Origin of the sequence: Aliiglaciecola sp. CAU 1673 (assembly GCF_029223185.1) — a bacterium.
GTDB lineage: Bacteria > Pseudomonadota > Gammaproteobacteria > Enterobacterales > Alteromonadaceae > Bowmanella.
Map to the genome: position 1 here is coordinate 51925 of NZ_JARHUG010000015.1, position 18522 is coordinate 70446.

General features: G+C 51.9%; 14 protein-coding genes. 6 read left to right on the forward strand and 8 right to left on the reverse strand.

Features of this window, described 5'->3' with window-relative positions; all coding sequences use genetic code 11:
* Positions 1-2: 2 nt before the first annotated feature.
* The 5 genes from P2G88_RS14545 to tkt all read right to left on the reverse strand — a co-directional run bounded on the left by P2G88_RS14545 (position 3) and on the right by tkt (position 6323).
* A complete protein-coding gene (locus P2G88_RS14545; RefSeq protein ID WP_275797300.1) occupies positions 3-695 on the reverse strand; it encodes a DUF481 domain-containing protein in 693 nt (230 codons plus the stop codon).
* A gap of 362 nt (positions 696-1057) precedes the next feature.
* Complete coding sequence (locus P2G88_RS14550) at positions 1058-1957, reverse strand: fructose bisphosphate aldolase (RefSeq protein WP_275797200.1); 900 nt, start codon at positions 1955-1957, stop codon at positions 1058-1060.
* A 95-nt stretch (positions 1958-2052) separates the two neighbouring features.
* A complete protein-coding gene (locus tag P2G88_RS14555) occupies positions 2053-3231 on the reverse strand; it encodes a phosphoglycerate kinase (protein ID WP_275797202.1) in 1179 nt (392 codons plus the stop codon).
* Between the two features lie 13 nt (positions 3232-3244).
* The gene (gene epd, locus P2G88_RS14560) at positions 3245-4264 is read right to left on the reverse strand and encodes an erythrose-4-phosphate dehydrogenase (RefSeq protein ID WP_275797205.1); all 1020 of its coding nucleotides are present in this window, start codon (positions 4262-4264) and stop codon (positions 3245-3247) included.
* Between the two features lie 58 nt (positions 4265-4322).
* Positions 4323-6323, reverse strand: coding sequence for a transketolase (gene tkt / locus P2G88_RS14565; protein ID WP_275797207.1), 2001 nt, complete (start codon positions 6321-6323; stop codon positions 4323-4325).
* 262 nt (positions 6324-6585) lie between these two features.
* Here tkt and metK point away from each other — a divergent pair, with 262 nt between their 5' ends.
* Entirely contained in the window at positions 6586-7737 is a 1152-nt protein-coding gene (gene metK, locus P2G88_RS14570; protein WP_275797208.1) for a methionine adenosyltransferase, read from the forward strand.
* A 44-nt stretch (positions 7738-7781) separates the two neighbouring features.
* Here the strand turns inward: metK and P2G88_RS14575 are convergent, their stop codons facing one another.
* Together P2G88_RS14575 and P2G88_RS14580 are read right to left on the reverse strand one after the other, a co-directional pair.
* Positions 7782-8624, reverse strand: a complete 843-nt coding sequence (locus P2G88_RS14575; protein ID WP_275797210.1) for an HDOD domain-containing protein — start codon at positions 8622-8624, stop codon at positions 7782-7784.
* A gap of 36 nt (positions 8625-8660) precedes the next feature.
* Entirely contained in the window at positions 8661-8822 is a 162-nt protein-coding gene (locus P2G88_RS14580; RefSeq protein WP_275797212.1) for a hypothetical protein, read from the reverse strand.
* 32 nt (positions 8823-8854) lie between these two features.
* Here P2G88_RS14580 and P2G88_RS14585 point away from each other — a divergent pair, with 32 nt between their 5' ends.
* A complete protein-coding gene (locus P2G88_RS14585) occupies positions 8855-9652 on the forward strand; it encodes a M48 family metallopeptidase (RefSeq protein WP_275797213.1) in 798 nt (265 codons plus the stop codon).
* A gap of 89 nt (positions 9653-9741) precedes the next feature.
* The gene (locus tag P2G88_RS14590) at positions 9742-10962 is read left to right on the forward strand and encodes a DUF418 domain-containing protein (RefSeq protein ID WP_275797215.1); all 1221 of its coding nucleotides are present in this window, start codon (positions 9742-9744) and stop codon (positions 10960-10962) included.
* A 21-nt stretch (positions 10963-10983) separates the two neighbouring features.
* Here P2G88_RS14590 and P2G88_RS14595 read toward each other — a convergent pair whose 3' ends face one another.
* Positions 10984-11817, reverse strand: coding sequence for a mechanosensitive ion channel domain-containing protein (locus P2G88_RS14595; protein WP_275797217.1), 834 nt, complete (start codon positions 11815-11817; stop codon positions 10984-10986).
* Positions 11818-12056: 239 nt separating this feature from the next.
* Here P2G88_RS14595 and P2G88_RS14600 point away from each other — a divergent pair, with 239 nt between their 5' ends.
* Genes P2G88_RS14600 through P2G88_RS14610 form a run of 3 tightly spaced genes read left to right on the forward strand, consistent with a single transcriptional unit; the run spans position 12057 to position 18362 of the window.
* On the forward strand, positions 12057-13832 hold the full coding sequence (locus P2G88_RS14600) for an autotransporter assembly complex family protein (protein ID WP_275797219.1): 1776 nt from the start codon (positions 12057-12059) through the stop codon (positions 13830-13832).
* Positions 13829-17581, forward strand: a complete 3753-nt coding sequence (locus tag P2G88_RS14605; RefSeq protein WP_275797221.1) for a translocation/assembly module TamB domain-containing protein — start codon at positions 13829-13831, stop codon at positions 17579-17581. The genes P2G88_RS14600 and P2G88_RS14605 overlap by 4 nt, the downstream gene beginning before the upstream one ends.
* A 52-nt stretch (positions 17582-17633) precedes the next feature.
* Positions 17634-18362 carry a 16S rRNA (uracil(1498)-N(3))-methyltransferase gene (locus tag P2G88_RS14610; RefSeq protein WP_275797223.1) on the forward strand — a complete coding sequence of 243 codons (729 nt, stop codon included), beginning with the start codon at positions 17634-17636 and terminating at the stop codon, positions 18360-18362.
* Positions 18363-18522: the final 160 nt, after the last annotated feature.

Genomic DNA, 18522 nt, shown 5'->3' on the forward strand with positions numbered 1-18522 from the left:
CCTCAGAAGAAGGTATAAACCAGGGTCACCGCAGTCTGGGTATCCAGGTTTTCTTTATCAGCATCCACATCGCTATTGTGATTCAGCAATAAAGACAACTTCATCGCCAGCGAACCATTGATCTTCGCTGATACCGAGGTTTCTGACTTAGACTTGGTGTTGTGGCTACCCACTTCCGTACTGATTGCTTGTCGGAAATTGGCGTTGTCAGAAATTCGCCATTTAAAGTCCAAGGCACCACGAACGATAGCGCCGTTCAGACTTTCGCCATCATCCTTTTCCACAAAGGAGTAACCCGGACCGATGCTGTAACTGAAACTGGTGGCTTCGTCATTCCACAGCTGCTGCGCCCAACCGGCGGCGACAGTGGACTGGTAATCAAAACCACTGAATCTGTCATCTTCATATGAGGCGAAGGCAAACAAGCGGTGATCGGGGTTGGTTAACTTGTAGTTACCCTGGCCAGAAAGAAACACTTTCTGGGCTGACGTTTTTGACTCCTTGCCATCATCTGTCTCCACTTCATCCTTCTTAACCAGAGCCTCGACCACATAGTCATTGCTCCATCTTGATAATTCCTGATGGGCATTGACAGCCCCCTTTACGGAAGACGTCTCGGTGTTACCTGTGGTGACGATAAGCCCGAATTCCCCATCCATACTGAAGGGCTTTTCGGCTTCGCCATCTGGCGGCATGTAGTCAGGAGAAAATAGCGCATCTAAAGCGTCGGCATTAGCATGGGCCACCAGGGGCGTGGCAAGAAGCAGAGCTAGCGCCAAAGAAGTTTTATTTATCATATAGTTATCTCTTTTTTTCTGCTAGTTAGGGTCGATTGTAACTAAATTACAAAGCGATTGGCAGGAATTTTTCCTCCCCCCCTATTGTTGTTATCCAATAAATATGTAACTAGCGCAAGTACATTTTTAAAGGGCTGCAGGGAATTTTCTGATTAGAAGAGATAGGGCTGAAATGGTTCCGGCAGAGTTTATGAATAGCAGGAAAATAAAAAGCCCGGAGAGAAAACCCGGGCTTTTTTGATGACAAAATTACAGAATGCTTAGGTGCGGGAAGCCTGGAAAATGCCCTCGATAGCCTTATCCAACATGGCATTGAACTCGTCGTCAGACTGCTTGGCCGACAAGCCCTCGGTCAGTGCACGGGAGAAGCTGGCGATCATGCCATTATTATGGGACAGCTTAGTGTTGGCATCATCACGGCTGTAGCCGCCTGACAGTGCAACCACCTTGACCACATTAGGATGCTCGATGCAATCGCGGTAAAAATTATCCACATCAGGCAGGGTCAGTTTCAGCATCACCTTCTGGCTGGCATCCAGCTTATCCAGCTGCGCCAATAGCGCCTGCTTCAGCAATGCCTCTGCTTCGGCCTTGTTGGGACAATGAATATCCACTTCCGGCTCAATGATAGGCACCAGGCCAGCGGCCAGAATCTGTTTGCCCACTTCGAATTGCTGGGCTACCACCGCTTCAATGCCTTTGGCATTGGCCTGCTTGATCACAGAGCGCATCTTGGTGCCGAATACGCCTTGACTGTTGGCTTTGGCCAACAACGCATCCAAGCCTGGCATCGGCTTCATCAGCTGTACGCCGTCGGCTTCATCCATCAGGCCCTTATCCACTTTCAGGAAAGGCACTACTTGCTTGTTTTCCCACAGATAACGGCTAGAAGGCTTACCTTCAATGTCGCGATCCAAGGTGTTTTCAAACAGGATAGCACCCAGGATGCGCTGGCCATTAAAGGCTGGGCTGGTGCAAATGCGGGTACGCATCTGATGCACCAGGCTGTACATCTCTTCCTCGTTTGACCAGGCAGATTCTTCTACACCATACAGGCCCAAGGCCTTGGGGGTACTACCACCGCTTTGATCCAGGGCGGCAATAAACCCATCCTGGGTCATCACCTTTTTCAGCATCTCAGATTTGGCTTCGGCTGCCATGGGCAACGCTCCTTTTATTGTTGATGGCCCCAAAAAAGGACCGGGTACAGAGTTAAAGATGAGGACTTTTCGCCCTTCTTATTGATACAAAACAGTTAAGCCCTGGCGCGTTTTTCCAGCATGGCTACGGCCGGCAGCACCTTGCCCTCAAGAAATTCCAGGAAAGCACCGCCACCGGTAGAAATATAGGAAATCTGTTCACCGACGCCGTATTTGTCTACCGCTGCCAGGGTGTCACCGCCACCGGCGATGGAGAAGGCTTTGCTCTTGGCGATGGCCTCGGCCAGCGCCTTGGTGCCATCGGCAAATTGGTCGAATTCAAAGACGCCAACGGGGCCGTTCCAGACGATGGTACCGGCTTTTTCGATAAGTTCCGCCAGTTGCTGAGCAGTTTTTGGACCGATATCGAAAATCATGTCCTGCTCACCTACCGCATCCACGGTTTTAAGAGTCGCCTGGGCGGACTCGGAAAACTCCTGGCCAACGACCACATCTACAGGCACCGGAATATCACCACCACGGGCTTGTGCCTGGGCCAGCAGGCGCTTGGCTTCGGGAATTAAATCTTCTTCATACAAAGACTTACCCACCTTATTGCCTGTCGCGGCGATAAAGGTATTGGCGATACCGCCACCCACAATCAACTGGTCCACCTTGCTGGACAGAGATTCCAACACGGTCAGTTTAGTGGAAACCTTAGAGCCGCCGACAATAGCCACCAGCGGTCTGGCCGGATGTTCCAGGGCCTTACCCAGGGCATCCAGTTCATCGGCCAGCAGTGGGCCTGCGCAGGCAACAGGCGCGTAAAGACCGGCGCCATGGGTGGAAGCCTGGGCGCGGTGTGCGGTGCCAAAGGCATCCATTACATAAATGTCGCACAGGGCAGCATAGCGTTTGGACAGAGTTTCGTCGTCTTTGCCTTCGCCTGGGTTAAAGCGGACATTTTCTAAGACCACCAGTTCACCGGCTTCAACATCCAGGCCATTCAGATAGTCTTTAGCCAGGCGTACCGGACAATCCAATGCTGCTTTCAGATACTCCACCACTGGCGCCATTGAGTATTCTTCTTCGTACTGACCTTCTGTGGGACGGCCCAAGTGTGACATCACCATCACCTTGGCGCCGGCGGCCAGCGCCATCTTCAGAGTCGGCAGGGAGGCAATAATTCGGGCGTCAGAGGTAACCTTGCCGTTTTTAACCGGCACATTAAGATCCTGGCGGATTAAGACCCGCTTACCACGCAGGTCCAACTCAGACATTTTCAATACACGCATGCTTTTTCCTTTTCTATTGAGTCTTATTGGGTTGCGCCATGGCCATGGCGGTATCCAGCATTCGGTTGGCAAAGCCCCATTCGTTGTCACACCAGACCAGTGTCTTGACCAGACGTTTATGACTGACCCGCGTTTGCGTACCATCGACAATGGCAGAATGGGGGTCGTGATTAAAATCGCAGGATACCAGCGGCTCCTCAGTATAGCCGAGAATGCCCGACAACCGTCCTTCACGAGCGGCCATCAACGCCTGGTTAACCTTGTCGATGGTGACATCGTTTTGCAGCGTCACACTCAGGTCCATGGCAGTCACATTGATGGTGGGCACACGTACGGCGATCGCTTCGAAACGTCCGGCAAACTTGGGCAGAATACGTTCAATGCCACGGGCTAATTTGGTGTCCACCGGAATAATCGACTGACTGGCGGCGCGGGTACGGCGCAAATCCTCATGATAAGCATCGATTACCTGCTGATCATGCATGGACGAGTGAATAGTAGTGATAGTGCCGCTATCCACACCAAAGGCTAAATCCAAGGCCTGGATCACCGGCACAATGCAATTGGTGGTGCAAGATCCGTTGGAGACGATGCGGTCTTCGCCCTTAAGCAAATGATCGTTAATGCCATAGATGACCGTGGCGTCCATATCGGCGGTGCAAGGCTGGGCAAACAACACTTTTTGGGCGCCTTGCGCCAAATGCAATTCGCCGGCCGCTCTGTCGCCATAAACGCCGGTGCATTCCAGTACGATATCCACTTCCAGTTCACCCCAGGGCAGGCCCTCAATACCGGACTGCTGCAGGAGTTGTACATTGTCACCGGCAACGGTCAGAAGCCTATCCTCAAGGGTCACCGCGAAGGGGAAACGGCCATGAGAGGTATCGTACTTAAGTAGATGAGCGATGCCTTGAGGCGCGGCCAGTTCATTGATGGCCACTACCTGAATGTGACGGTTGCGCCCGGTTTCATACAACGCCCGCATCACATTGCGGCCGATACGACCAAAGCCGTTAATGGCAATTCTTAACATCAGTTCCCAATCTGCATAGAAAAAAAGGCGCACAAGGCGCCTTATTGTATCTGGGGGATTACCGGCCGAGCAAGGCCAGCGCGGTTTTACTCACATTTTCTGCTGTAAAGCCAAAATGCTTCATCAACGCGCCACCTGGGGCCGATTCACCGAAGCTGGTCATGCCTATCACGGCGCCATCCAGGCCTACGTACTTATTCCAATAATCCGCATGGGCCGCTTCTACCGCAACTCGCTTAGTCACAGCACGTGGCAAAACAGCTTCTTTATATGCCACATCCTGGGCATCAAACACATTGGTGCTTGGCATAGAGACCACACGCACTTTAACGCCCTGCTCTGCTAGTTGTGCGGCACCTTGCATGGTGATATCCACTTCAGAGCCTGTGGCAATCAGAATCAATTCTGGCTGGCCGTCACAGTCTTTAAGTACATAACCGCCTTTGGCAACATCGGCCAGTTGCTGGTCAGTGCGCTTCTGCGCGTTCAGGTTCTGACGGCTAAAGACCAAAGCAGTGGGGCCGTCTTTATACTCGATAGCCGCTTTCCAGGCCACGGCCGATTCGGCCGCATCACAAGGACGCCAGGTGTGCATCTTGGGCGTCATGCGCAAATTGGCGATTTGTTCCACCGGCTGGTGGGTAGGACCATCTTCCCCCTGACCGATACTGTCATGGGTGTAGACAAAAATATTGGGGATGCCCATCAGGGCCGACATACGTACCGCGTTACGGGCGTATTCCATAAACATCAGGAAGGTAGCACCATAAGGACGGAAGCCGCCATGCAGGCCAATACCGTTCATAATCGCGCTCATGCCAAATTCGCGTACACCGTAGTAGATGTAGTTACCGCTGGCATCCCGATTTTCCAGGCCCTTGGAGCCAGACCACAGGGTCAGGTTAGAGCCGGCCAAATCCGCCGAACCACCCAACAATTCAGGCAATATGGCCGCAAAGGCTTCGATGCTGTTTTGTGAGGCCTTACGGCTGGCAATATTCTCAGCCTTGTCCTGGCACTGCCGGATAAAGGCCTGGGCTTTGGCGTCAAAATCAGCAGGCAAATCACCGGCAAGGCGACGTTTCAGTTCAGCTGCAAGTTCTGGGTGGGCCTTGGCATAGGCGTCAAACTTGGCGTTCCAGGCCGTTTCCCTTTCTGCACCCTTGGCTTTGGCATCCCAGCCAGCATAGATATCAGCAGGGATCTCAAAAGGCGCATAGGGCCATTTGAGGAATTCGCGGGCTGCGGCAATTTCATCATCGCCTAAGGGCGCGCCATGGCAATCATGGCTACCGGCTTTATTGGGTGAGCCAAAGCCGATAATGGTCTTGGTACAAATCAGGGTGGGCTTGCGGGTTTCTGCGCGCGCCGCCTCGATGGACGCTTTGACTTGCTCTGGATCGTGGCCATCTACCGCTTCAATCACATGCCAGCCGTAGGCACGGAAACGAGCCGGTGTATCATCGGTAAACCAGCCTTCCACATGACCATCGATGGAGATGCCATTGTCATCCCAAAAGGCAATCAGCTTGCCAAGACCCAGGGTACCCGCCAGTGAGCAGGTTTCATGGGATACCCCTTCCATCAGGCAGCCGTCACCAAGGAAGCAGTAGGTGTAGTGATCGATGATCTCGTGGCCGTCACGGTTGAATTGCGCCGCCAAGGCCTTTTCGGCAATGGCCATCCCTACAGCGTTGCTGATGCCCTGCCCCAGAGGACCGGTGGTCGTTTCTACGCCAGGGGTATAACCGTATTCGGGGTGACCCGGGGTTTTGGAATGCAGTTGGCGAAAATTCTTCAACTCTTCCATGGGCAGATCATAGCCGCTTAGGTGCAACAGCGAATAAATCAGCATCGAGCCATGTCCGTTGGAGAGGACAAAGCGGTCGCGGTTTTCCCAATGAGGATTGGCAGGATTATGTTGCAGATAGTCCGTCCACAGTACCTGGGCAATATCGGCCATTCCCATAGGGGCACCTGGGTGACCGGATTTGGCCTTTTGGACAGCATCCATACTCAGAGCACGGATGGCATTGGCAAGTTCGCGACGTGACGGCATTGAAATCTCCTGCGGCGATCCTTTTGGTTCGCTTTTATGTACTAGGCTCGAAAGGGTGCCTATTTTTACTCAGGGACGGGCTAAACTCAACGAACAAAGGGCGGTTGGCGGCATATTGTTTACCGATGACGCCCAGTAGCGCAGGATGTTTAGACGTCTAGACGTAAAAACTGGCATTTCTTCTCAGACAGGTTAAAATGCCTGTCATCTGGGCCGATAATTTCTGAGACGCCCAAACCCGTTTGTTTTATATGGAGAATTCATGGCTAAACATCTGTTTACCTCCGAGTCAGTATCCGAAGGCCATCCCGATAAGATTGCCGACCAGATTTCCGATGCCGTATTGGATGCCATTCTGAAGCAGGATCCCAAGGCCCGGGTGGCATGCGAAACCTATGTGAAGACCGGCATGGTTTTAGTAGGCGGTGAAGTTACCACCTCTGCCTGGGTGGATATTGAAGATCTTACCCGCAAGACCGTACGTGAAATTGGCTATGTGCATTCCGATATGGGTTTTGATGCCGACTCTTGCGCTGTGCTAAACGCGATTGGCAAGCAAAGCCCGGATATCAATCAAGGGGTAGACAGAACCCGTCCCGAAGATCAGGGTGCCGGTGACCAAGGTCTGATGTTCGGTTATGCCACCAATGAAACCGATGTGCTGATGCCTGCGCCTATCACCTATGCCCATCTGTTGGTTCGTCGTCAGGCTGAAGTGCGTAAGAACGGAACCTTGGAGTGGTTGCGTCCCGATGCCAAGAGCCAAATCACCTTCGTCTATGAAGACGGCAAGCCGGTGGGCGTAGATGCCGTTGTGCTTTCTACCCAGCATTGCGACTCCATCACCACCAAGGCGCTGCAGGAAGCGGTGATGGATGAAATCATCAAGCCGGTGATCCCGGCTCACTGGTTAACCAAAGAGACAAAGTTCTTTATCAACCCCACTGGTCGCTTTGTGATCGGTGGCCCCATGGGCGACTGTGGCCTGACCGGCCGTAAGATTATCGTTGATACCTATGGCGGTATGGCCAGGCACGGCGGCGGCGCTTTCTCTGGCAAAGATCCCTCCAAAGTAGACCGCTCTGCCGCTTACGCGGGCCGTTATGTCGCAAAAAATATCGTTGCTGCAGGCCTGGCCGATAAGTGCGAAATTCAGGTGTCCTATGCCATCGGTGTGGCTGAGCCGACCTCTATCAGCATCGAAACCTTTGGCACCGGCAAGCTCGACGAAGACCGCCTGATTGCTCTGGTGCGCGAGCATTTTGACCTGCGTCCTTATGGACTGATTAAAATGTTGGATCTGGAAAGGCCTATCTATCAGGCCACCGCCGCTTATGGCCACTTCGGTCGTCATGAATTCCCGTGGGAGTCCACTGACAAGGCTGATGCACTGCGTCAATCCGCAGGCCTCTAAGCTCTCCGACGCAAGAAAAAATCCCGGCTCTCGCCGGGATTTTCTTAATGGGCAAAAGCCTTATAGGTCGAATTCACTCTATCCTGCACAGCCTTGTCACTCCACCAGGAAATCCCCTCAATCAGCTCTCTTTCCTTGTAATATTCAAGCCAATCCCTGGGCTTTTCGGCAATATCGATACCATCCTGTAAAAGGGCTGAGAGGGTCATGAAATCCGCATAATCCACCGCATCGCGCTCCTTAAACTGACGCCATTCGGTCACCGCCTCGACAATATCATTGGGAAATTCCCAGGCTTTAAGCACCAGTTCAGCCACCTTGCTGCTAAAGGACATTAGCGCATACTCCAGAAAACTTTGGCCGGCAAACACATTGGGATGACGCTCAGCTTCCATAAAGATCGGCAAATGACCAATATTACTCAGCAGTGAGGCCAAGGTCAGACTATCCAGACACAAACGTCCGGGGCGGTGATGATGCACATATTCCTGAAACAGTACCGCCGCACCCGCCATTACCCGGCAGCTTTCCTGCCAGGATTTTTGCATTTGCGTACGGATAAGCTGGTGCTTGGAGTTGAACAATTGCTCCATGGCGATAGCCACAGAAATATTTTTAATCTGTTTCAGGCCGATGCGGGTAACCGCCTGTTGTAAGCTTTCTACTTTAATCGAACGCCCCAGATAACCGCTATTGGCCACCTTCACAATCCGTGCGGTCATGGCTGCATCATGGCTGATGACGTCGGACAGTTTGGCCAGGTTAATCTCAGGATCTTCGGCGGCCTTAGTCACTCTGAGAGCAATGGCCGGTAAGGAGGGTAATATCAGGGTATCGTGCTTAATTTTGTCTTGAAGTAAGGTAAACAGCGCATTTTCGGTGGACATAAAATACAACCTGCATATCAATTCTGGATAAAAAGGCTAGTGTTTGATGGCGATGGCGTGAACATTCACCACGCTTACTTCAAATATAGCCAGGGTTCGCCAAATGCCCAGAACTAAAATAGATTTTTTTAAAGCTAAGTAACTGATATCTAGGGCTGTTCCCATATCCGGATTGGTTTTTTCAAAAATAGCACGCAAAATAAGAACAGCCTCTTCAACAAGGAATCAGGATGACATTTAAACCCTTAATAACCGCCGTCTGCATCGCGTTGATGGTCAGTTCATGTGCCAAGTCCCCATTAGGGCGTTCGCAGCTAAAGCTTTATCCCTCCAATCAAATGGATGCCATGGGGATCCAGGCTTTCGACAGCATGAAGTCAGAGCAGAAGGTCTCACAGACCAAAGTGACTAACAGCTTTGTCAGTTGCGTGGCGGACTATATTACCCGTCAGGTGCCCAAGTCAGTATTTGCCGGCGAATGGGAAGTGGTGGTTTTTGAAGATGATCAGGTCAACGCCTTCGCCTTGCCTGGTGGCAAAATCGGGGTGTATACAGGACTGCTGAAAGTCACCGAGAATCAGCATCAACTGGCGGCTGTTATGGGCCATGAAGTGGGCCATGTAATTGCCGAGCATGGTAATGAACGCATGTCTAACAGCACCCTGATTGGGGTGGGTATGGAAGTGACCAACCAACTACTGAATGCAAATCAGATCGCCAACAACAATATGATTATGGCCGCCATTGGCTTGGGTGTGCAGGTAGGTGTGCAACTGCCTTTTAGCCGCACCCATGAAACCGAAGCTGACATTATTGGCCTACAACTGATGGCGCAGGCAGGCTTCGACCCTCGTCAGTCAGTCAACCTCTGGCAGAATATGGATAAAGCCAGTGGCGGCCAGCGCCAGTTGGAATTCCTCTCCACCCACCCGGCGCCCGCTACCCGCATCGAGGACTTACAGAATAATATGGATGGGGCGATGAATATTTTTACCGCCAGTGCAGAAAAGCCTAACTGCCGCAAATAAGCCGCTCGTTTGTCAAACAGTGACTTTTGTCACTGTTTGACTCTGCCTCCCCCTTATAGACTAAGACCAAGTCTACGAAGGGAATAACTATGCAAGCCAGCTTAAACCAACGCTTAATATCACTTGATGTGCTGCGGGGCATCGCCTTGCTTGGCATTTTGCTGATGAATATTCAAAGCTTTGCCATGCCGGGAGCCGCGTATATCAATCCAACAGCCTACGGTGATCTTACCGGCATCAACCTCTGGGTATGGTCATTAAGTCATATCTTTGCCGACCAGAAATTTATGGCTCTGTTTTCCATGCTTTTTGGCGTCGGGGTATTGGTTTTTACCGACAATGCCAAGCAAAAATCGACCTCAGTTGCGACCCTACATTACCGACGCATGGGTTGGTTACTGCTGTTTGGTCTGATCCATGGTTACCTTATCTGGTATGGCGATATCCTCTTTTGCTACGCCTTGTGTGGCATGCTGCTGTATTGGGTTAGAAACTGCCGGGTGCGCACCTTGTTGCTGCTGGCGTTTGTCGCCGCCATCATTGGCAGCGCCTTGAACCTGCTGACGGGTTTCGCCATTGCCCAATTACCGCCGGAAGCGCTGGTTGAGATGAACAAAAGCTGGCTGCCCAGTGCCGCACAGTTGCAGCAAGAGTTGGATGCCTATCGGGGTAGCTATCTTGAAGCGTTAGCCTTTCGTGCGGAAGAAACTCTGTTTATGCAGACCTACGTCATGCTAACGATGTTTATCTGGCGCGCATTGGCCATGATGCTGCTGGGAATGGCGTTGTACCGTCTTGGATTTTTCTCTCTTCGGTTGTCAGTGAGAAGGTATGTAGTTATCGCTACAACGACGCTGCTTATGGGATTAGCGCTGGTACTTTTCGGACTGAGTCAACACTTTCAGCAAGACTTTGCATTGCAATACAGCATGTTCACCGGCACGCAATTTAATTATTGGGGTTGTTTCCTGATGGCTACTGGCTATGCAGCACTGATAATGGCGTGGGTGAAAGCCGGTGGCCTTTGCTGGTTTCAGTCTCGCCTGGCTGCGGTGGGCAAAACCGCCTTTAGTAATTACATCCTACAAAGCCTGCTTTGCACTGGGCTATTTTATGGATTGGGTCTGTTCGGTCATCTTTCCCGCTACGAGCAATTGCTGGTGGTCCAGGCGATATGGCTGTTGCAACTGGTCTTGGCCCCAATCTGGCTGAAACACTTCCAGTATGGTCCTTTAGAGTGGTTGTGGCGGGGACTGACATATTGGCGAAAACCGGTATGGACAAAGGCGCAAACAGAAAGGGCGGCATAGCCGCCCTGCAAAAACCTGGGATTACTCCCCTTCTTTGTGCACATGCACATCCATTTGTGGGAAGGGGATTTCGATACCCTCGGCATCAAAACGCAGCTTAACCTTCTCGGTAAAGTCCCATTTCACCGCCCAGAAATCGGGCGACTTCACCCACGGACGAACAACAAAATTAACGCTGCTGTCAGCCAGCTCAGACACTGCCACCACAGGAGCAGGTTCAGTCAAAATACGCTCATCTTCTTTGGTCAGCGCCTCGAGAATTTGTTTGGCTTTTAACAAGTCACTGCCATAGCTGATTCCCACCACCATATCTACACGGCGCGTCTCCATGGCAGAGTAGTTTGTGATATTGCTCCCGTAAATGGCACCATTGGGGACGATAGTCATCTTGTTGTCAGGCGTCATAATGGTACTGGTGAAAATACCGATACTTTTCACCGAACCGGCGGTGCCTGCGGCCTCCACATAGTCACCGGTCTTAAAAGGCCTGAACATCAGCAGCATCACCCCGGCGGCAAAGTTGGACAGAGAATCCTTCATGGATAAACCGATGGCCAGACCAGCTGCACCGAGTAAGGCAACCAAAGAAGTGGTATCGACGCCCAACTGATCCAACGATGCCACTATCACAAACAGCATTAACACGGCGTTCAGGATGGATTTTGCAAAATCCACCAGCATATTGTCGTAATTGGCGCGTTCCATCAGCTTGCCGAAAAGTGCCATCAGCGCTTTGACGACCCACCGACCAATCACAAAGACCAATATGGCCATGGCGATATTGATCCCCCAGGGGATAAGGTAAGTTTCAATCAAGGCGGTCATCTGCTCGGTATCCAACATAGTGTCTCCCATTATTGTTATCTTTTGGCTGCAATAGCATAGAAAAGCACGTTACCCACAGCCAGTACTATTTCAGTTTGGCTTACAATTAGGCAATCAGACGCGCTTGGCTTGGAAAGGGTTTTCCCTGGTGCTAACGTTGGTAAAAGGGAGATGCCGCCGACACAGGGCATAGGGCGTTGGCTGTAAGAGGCAATTGGCCGCAGAACAACAGTGAACATTGAGTCACGCCAAGCACAACGGAAAAATCTTTGAAAATATTGTCCTTGAATCACAGTTCAACCCCATACGCAGCATCTGTCCTGCTGTTGCTGGGATCTTTGCTGTGGATACCGACTACCCAAGCTCAGGACATATTGCAGCTCACCATCCTGGGAGCCGATGAAAAACAAACACAGAATATTCTGGCTCACTTGGGGCCCATCCCTGACGATGAGAGTCAGATCAGTCGTTTTATCGGCAAGGCTCGGGCCCGCGGTCGTGAAGCCTTAATCGCTCTTGGTTACAACAATGCCAGAATCGATCTCAAAGTAGATCGTAAAGTGTCACCGATAAAACTCACCCTGAATGTAACGCCGGGGCCCCCTACCAAAATAGCCGTCATGGATCTGCGTCTGGAAGGCGATGGCCTGCAAGAGCCGGACTTTGTGGCAATCATTGAAGAGATACGCTCATTCAAGGGGCGACGCTTGGATCATGGCCGTTATGAGAAATGGAAAGATCGCATTGAAAGTCATGCCAGAAGCCACGGCTATCTGGATGCCAAATGGGTAGAACACGAATTTGTAGTCGACCGTCTGCGTCAGGAAGCCAAGGTCATCCTGCATTTTGATTCCGGCATGCGCTACAGATTGGGCGATATCGCCTTTAATGGCTCGGATATCTCCTCCAGCTTACTGGACGGTTTAACCCCTGTTACGGTGGGCGATCTCTACCAAAGCAACCAGATAACCCAATTGGAATCTGCCCTGCGCAAATCCGGCTATTTCGATGAGGTTTGGGTCAGTCCGCGCTTTAACGACATCAAAGACCAGCAAATTCCGCTGCAGGTGAAACTTAGCGATGCTCCCAGTCACAGTTTTCGGGTCGGCCTGGGCTTTGTCACTGATACCGGCCCCAGGGCTTCATTGACCTGGCGTACACCAAGGGTAAACCGCTGGGGTCACAGTCAGGAAAGCACCATTCGCTACTCCCCGGTGAATCCTTATTTAAGTGTGTTGTACAAAATCCCCGGTGATGACCCTTTGAATGAGAACTATCAAATCCGATTGGGACTGGAAGAAAATGAATTTGGCGATCTCACCAGTCAGCAACAACACCTGGCCGTGGCCAAGCAAACCGTTAAAAACCGCTGGGTAATCAACTATCAAATCCGCTATCTCAAAGAAGACTGGCGCTTTGATGATGGCGATTTCCAGGCGGATTATCTGCTTCCCGGGGTAAGCGTATCCCGTACCCGCCGCCAAGGACCGATCAGAGATCCTGAAACCGGCTTCAGGCAAACTTATCTGCTCGAAGCCACGGACAGCGCCCTTGGCTCCAACAGCCGCTTGGTGCGGGCAACTGCCTCCTGGCGCTGGTTACAGCGCTGGGATCGCCACCGTCTGGTATTGCGAGCACAAGCCGGTATCAATGTGATCGATGGTGATGAAGTAGATGAATTAGCGCCGTCGCTACGCTTTTTTGCCGGTGGTGACCAGAGCATCCGCGGCTTCGATTACCACAGCTTGGGCCCCACCCAACTTTACGAGCAGGATGGTCAACTCCTGGAACGCGTGATCGGTGGCAAAATGCTGGCGGTCGCCTCGGCAGAATATCAGTACTATGTGAAGCCAGATTGGCGTGTGGCCTTTTTTACCGATGGGGGCAATGCCTTTAATGGCCGCGACATACATGCCGTGCAATCCATTGGCACCGGTGTACACTGGCTCTCCCCCGTAGGCGCGATTCGCGTTGAGGTAGCCTATGGTATCAGCGAAGAAAACCCACCCTGGCGCATCCATATCAATATGGGAGCGGAGCTGTGAAGCCCTTCTCCTATAAACTTGTGTTGAAAGCCTCATTGCTGGCCTTAATGCTGCTATTTGTGTTGCTAGTGTCACTTTTTGCTTACGTTGCCGGCACCACATCCGGTGCCCGCTGGGCAGTGGCGATTAGCCAACAATGGGTACCGGCACTCAGCCTTACCATAAATGAAGGAACGCTGCTGCGTGGGCTGGTCGTCAGCAATCTGCACTATCAAGATGCCACCCTTGAGTTGGCCATTGAAGAATTGTCGGTGGATCTCTCCACCCGTGATTTGGTGCTGCCCCGATTTAAACTTCAGCAATTACATGCCCGTGGCATCACGCTCGCCATTACCCCACAAGATCCGCCCACTGCAGAGGCACAAGACCCAACCAGTTTCCAATTGCCGACCTGGTTACCGCCGATCATCCTGGCCGACACACGCATTGAAAAGATAAAACTAAAGCTGCCACAACTTGATGCCAGCATGGACTTACTGACCGTGGCTGGCAGACTGGAAGGTGGGCATTTGCGTATAAAAATGTTGGCCCTGGACGGTTCTGAATGGCAGCTAGTCCCCTCTTCTGAGCCAGTACAGCCGAGCGAATGGCCGCTGGCGGCTCTGCCGGCTTTGGAAGCCCCTCTGCCCATTGAACTGACCCAAGTGCTGATACAAAACACCCACCTTCTTCAAGATAAGCAGGCTTGGACAGTGAACAGGCTGATATTTGGCCTTAAGTGGCAGGGACAGGGGCTGGATATTCCGACTTTCTACCTGGAAGCGGCCGACTATGGGCATCTGACGATGACAGTCGGCGCGCAGTTATTACCCCCCTATCACATCGAAATTGATGCACAGGTGCAGCCAGCAAACACCCTGCTCCCCGACATCTTTAATGCATCACCAATTGAGATAAACAGTCGAGGGGATTTAAGCGAGTTGAATATTCAGGTACGCCAGGCAAAACCTCAGGCTGATCTTACTGGCCATATCAATCTCACGGACCCCACTCTGCCTTTTTGGCTAAACCTGCATGCCGATACCCAAAGCCTGAGTCAGCTTGTCTCCCTGCCCGACGAAGCGCGATTGCAATTGGGACAATTGCAAGGTCAGGTGCAGGGCACTACAGAGCAACAGAGGCTACAACTGAGCTTGGCATTTTCCGGCTTTGGCCTGGGCAATGATCAGGAACCGGCCAATCTTGGTCTGAGTGCGTTCCATGAGGGTAGTGCCCTGAAGGTGGACGACCTGCAACTTAGCGACAAAGTCAGCGGTAGCGCCCTGCGTGCGCAAGGCCAACTGGCCTATGCTGATGGCCTGCAATGGCAGCTGAACAGCCAGATTGCCTCCATGCGCGTTGATACCCCCTTATCGCCCTTTAAGGGACATTTCTCTGGGCAATTTGCCCATCAGGGACACTGGGAAGACAAAGGCTATGCTCTGGTGCTGGAAAATCTGCAGCTGGATGGCGAGATAGAAAATACTCCCCTTAGGGTCATGGCCAGCGGCCAGTTGGATATGTTCGAGCAGATGCAGATCCACGGTCTGCAGGCTGATATTCAGGCATTGGACAGCACCCTGAAAGTCAGCGGACAGCTGGATAAGCAATGGGCGATTGCAGGAACATTTAAGAGTGACAGACTCAATCGCCTGCATGCTGATACCCGCGGTAAAGTGCAGGCCAATATCAATCTAAGCGGGCCTTTGGAAGACCCCCTGCTTAAATTGAATGGGAAATTCGAGCGCGCTCGCTTCGGTATTCAGGATTTCTCCGATGTCACTTTTAGCGGCAGTTACCAGCTAGCGAAAAATCATGCTTTGGAATTAGCAGTTAATGCACCCCAGATCATCCTCAATGAAAATCAGCTATTTGCTGCGGATTTATCCCTCAACGGCGACGCGTCCAAGCACACTCTGACCCTTGAGACAAAAGGGGATGTCGAAGCCCAACTGAACATCAGTGGAGGAATGGACAGCACCTTATCTGACTGGAATGGCACGCTTAACCGGGGGCAATTGGCCTTATTCAATGAAAAATGGGGATTATCTGAGCCAGTGCCTATGCATTTTGGGGCAAACACCGTAAAAGTTGGCGGGCATTGCTGGGAAGGTAAGCACAGTGAACTTTGTTTAGCTGACACCAATTGGCAGGAAGCTAAGCAGCTGCAGATAAATGCTAAGCTGGATGCCGGTGCTTGGTTTAGTCCGCGCTTGCAGGAACAGCAACTTGAGGCCAAAGCTGAGTTGGAAGCCAGCATAAGCTTTGCCGATGCCTTCAAGCTGGATGTCATGGCAAACCTGGAGCAAGGCAAAATATCCCAGCAATTTCAGCAAGAGTTTTTGCCGCTTTTAAGCTGGCAGCAGGGCAGCCTGTCTGTGCAGATGCAAGAAGACAATATTCATTTAAACGGCCAATTGCAGGACAAGGCATTAAAACCACTGCTGGATCTCTCTGCCACGCTGCAAGGAAAAGAACAGCAACTTAGCGGGCGACTGGCTATGGCACCATTGCCCCTTGCCGGGTTTAGGGCCTTGATCCCGCAAGTCAGTCGGCTGTCGGGTAATCTGCAAGCGGGTATCGCCTTATCCGGCACCCTAGATGCACCCGCTATCAGCGGTGACCTGTCATTATCGGAAGGCAGTTTTGCGGTGACCGCTACCCAGACCAGGGTAGATAAAGCCGAGCTGGATCTGCAATTTGATGGCAACACAGTACGCTTTGATGGTGCCTTTAATATGGGCGAAGGCCAATCCTTGGTACGCGGTGATGCAAGCTGGACCGGCACCGATGACAAGTGGCAGGAAGCACTGAAGCTCAATGCCAAAATCAGTGGTCATGCCCTTAAAATCGATGTGGAGCCGGAGTTGCAGGCATGGGTAAGCCCTGATCTGACGGTGGTGTTTGACAATATCCTGCAGGTAGATGGGCGAATCAATATAGAAAGAGGACAGCTGGCCTTGCAGGAATTGCCGCAATCAGCGGTAGCCGTTTCCCCGGATATGCGGATCGTCGGCGACCAAACGCAACAACAAGATGATCTGCCGCCTACCAACCTGTCGTTACAGGTGGAATTTATCAATCCCTTTTCAGTTCAGGGTTTCGGCTTCAATGGCAAAATTGATGGTGCATTGGAAGTACGGCAGAAAAGTCCCTCTGCGCCGGAGGTTTTCGGCAATCTGGATATTGTCGAGGGCCTCTATAAGGCATACGGACAACGCTTGAGTGTAAAAGATGGCCGTTTGCAGTTTGTCGGTCAGGCCGATAATCCAGTGGTTCAGCTGCGCGCCATCAGGCCACTTAAAGGCACCGATGTGGAAGCCGGTATCACCGTAAATGGCACCGTGGATGCCCTGCAGGTAGAGCTTTACTCCAAACCGGTGATGGATCAGCAAGCCATTTTGTCCTACGTAATGCGTGGCAAAGCCCCTGGCGGAGAGAGCACCGACTCTCAGTCCCAAGCGCTTTTGATGGCCACCAGTACCGGATTGGAAATGACCAATGCCAGTGCGCTGACCGATACCCTCAACAGCATTCCGCTTATCAGCGATATCACCCTGGATACGGAAACCGATGCGGTGAATGGCGATACTCTGGCCACCGTCAGCGGCTATATCGGCGAGCGTATCTACATTAAATACGGTGTTGGCATTCTCGAACCTGTTAGTCAGGTCACGGTGCGCTTTTATCTGATGAATCAACTGTGGCTGGAGGCCATCAGTGGTTTGGAGCGCTCGATGGATATCTACTATAGCTTCGATGTAGATTAGCCATGCCCGCCCCTGCTACCATTGGCCTTATTCCAGCAGCGAATCACTTTTCATGCGTATTCCGAGAATTTTTCATCCCGACCTTTTAGCAGTAGATCAGGAGATCTCACTCAGCCCCGATGCCATCAATCATATCGGCAACGTTTTACGGCTACGCAGTGGCCAACCCGTAGTACTGTTCAATGGGGACGGCAACGAGTATCCCGCAACCTTAATAGAAGTGGGCAAGCGTCATGTCAGTGCCATGATCGATGCCAAGCTCTCCGTTAGCTGCGAGTCTCCCCTTGGCATACACCTGGGACAGGCGGTATCCAAAGGCGATCGCATGGACTTTGTACTGCAAAAATCGGTGGAGCTTGGTGTCACCGACATCACCCCCCTGACCAGTGAGCGCTCGGTGGTGAAACTGAGCGAAGAGCGCTGGACCAAAAAACACGAACAGTGGCAGAAAATAATCGCCGGCGCCTGCGAGCAGTGCGGACGCAATCGACTGCCCACCCTGCATCCGGTGATGTCTTTAAGTCAGTGGACGCAGCAATCCACCCAGCAATTGCGCCTGACCCTGGATCCCAGAGCCGAACTGAAAATGGACCAGTTACACCCGCCCAAAGAGGGCATACGCTTGTTGATTGGCCCCGAAGGTGGTTTAAGTGATCAGGAAGTCTATCAAGCCCAACAACATGGTTTTATTGGTATTCAACTTGGTCCCCGGGTCTTGCGCACTGAAACCGCGGCACTGACTGCGATTGCCGCACTGCAAAGCCGCTTCGGCGATTTGTAAACAACCTGAAAATTGTTCAATTTGCAGGCAAGCTGCTTTCTGCTAAAGTGGCCGCTTCCTGCTCATATTTTCATCAAACAATATGCCAGACATTGCTTCTGCTTCGGCCCTCCAGCTTGTTCCCGGCGTTGAGGGCGCGCTGAAAAAGGCAATAGAAAGT

Bases quoted from the DNA above. Each gene is read 5' to 3' on its own strand.
- P2G88_RS14545 (WP_275797300.1), bottom strand. From the start codon at position 695: ATGCCGCCAGATGGCGAAGCCGAAAAGCCCTTCAGTATGGATGGGGAA.
- P2G88_RS14550 (WP_275797200.1), bottom strand. From the start codon at position 1,957: ATGGCAGCCGAAGCCAAATCTGAGATGCTGAAAAAGGTGATGACCCAG.
- P2G88_RS14555 (WP_275797202.1), bottom strand. From the start codon at position 3,231: ATGCGTGTATTGAAAATGTCTGAGTTGGACCTGCGTGGTAAGCGGGTC.
- epd (WP_275797205.1), bottom strand. From the start codon at position 4,264: ATGTTAAGAATTGCCATTAACGGCTTTGGTCGTATCGGCCGCAATGTG.
- tkt (WP_275797207.1), bottom strand. From the start codon at position 6,323: ATGCCGTCACGTCGCGAACTTGCCAATGCCATCCGTGCTCTGAGTATG.
- metK (WP_275797208.1), top strand. From the start codon at position 6,586: ATGGCTAAACATCTGTTTACCTCCGAGTCAGTATCCGAAGGCCATCCC.
- P2G88_RS14575 (WP_275797210.1), bottom strand. From the start codon at position 8,624: ATGTCCACCGAAAATGCGCTGTTTACCTTACTTCAAGACAAAATTAAG.
- P2G88_RS14585 (WP_275797213.1), top strand. From the start codon at position 8,855: ATGACATTTAAACCCTTAATAACCGCCGTCTGCATCGCGTTGATGGTC.
- P2G88_RS14590 (WP_275797215.1), top strand. From the start codon at position 9,742: ATGCAAGCCAGCTTAAACCAACGCTTAATATCACTTGATGTGCTGCGG.
- P2G88_RS14595 (WP_275797217.1), bottom strand. From the start codon at position 11,817: ATGGGAGACACTATGTTGGATACCGAGCAGATGACCGCCTTGATTGAA.
- P2G88_RS14610 (WP_275797223.1), top strand. From the start codon at position 17,634: ATGCGTATTCCGAGAATTTTTCATCCCGACCTTTTAGCAGTAGATCAG.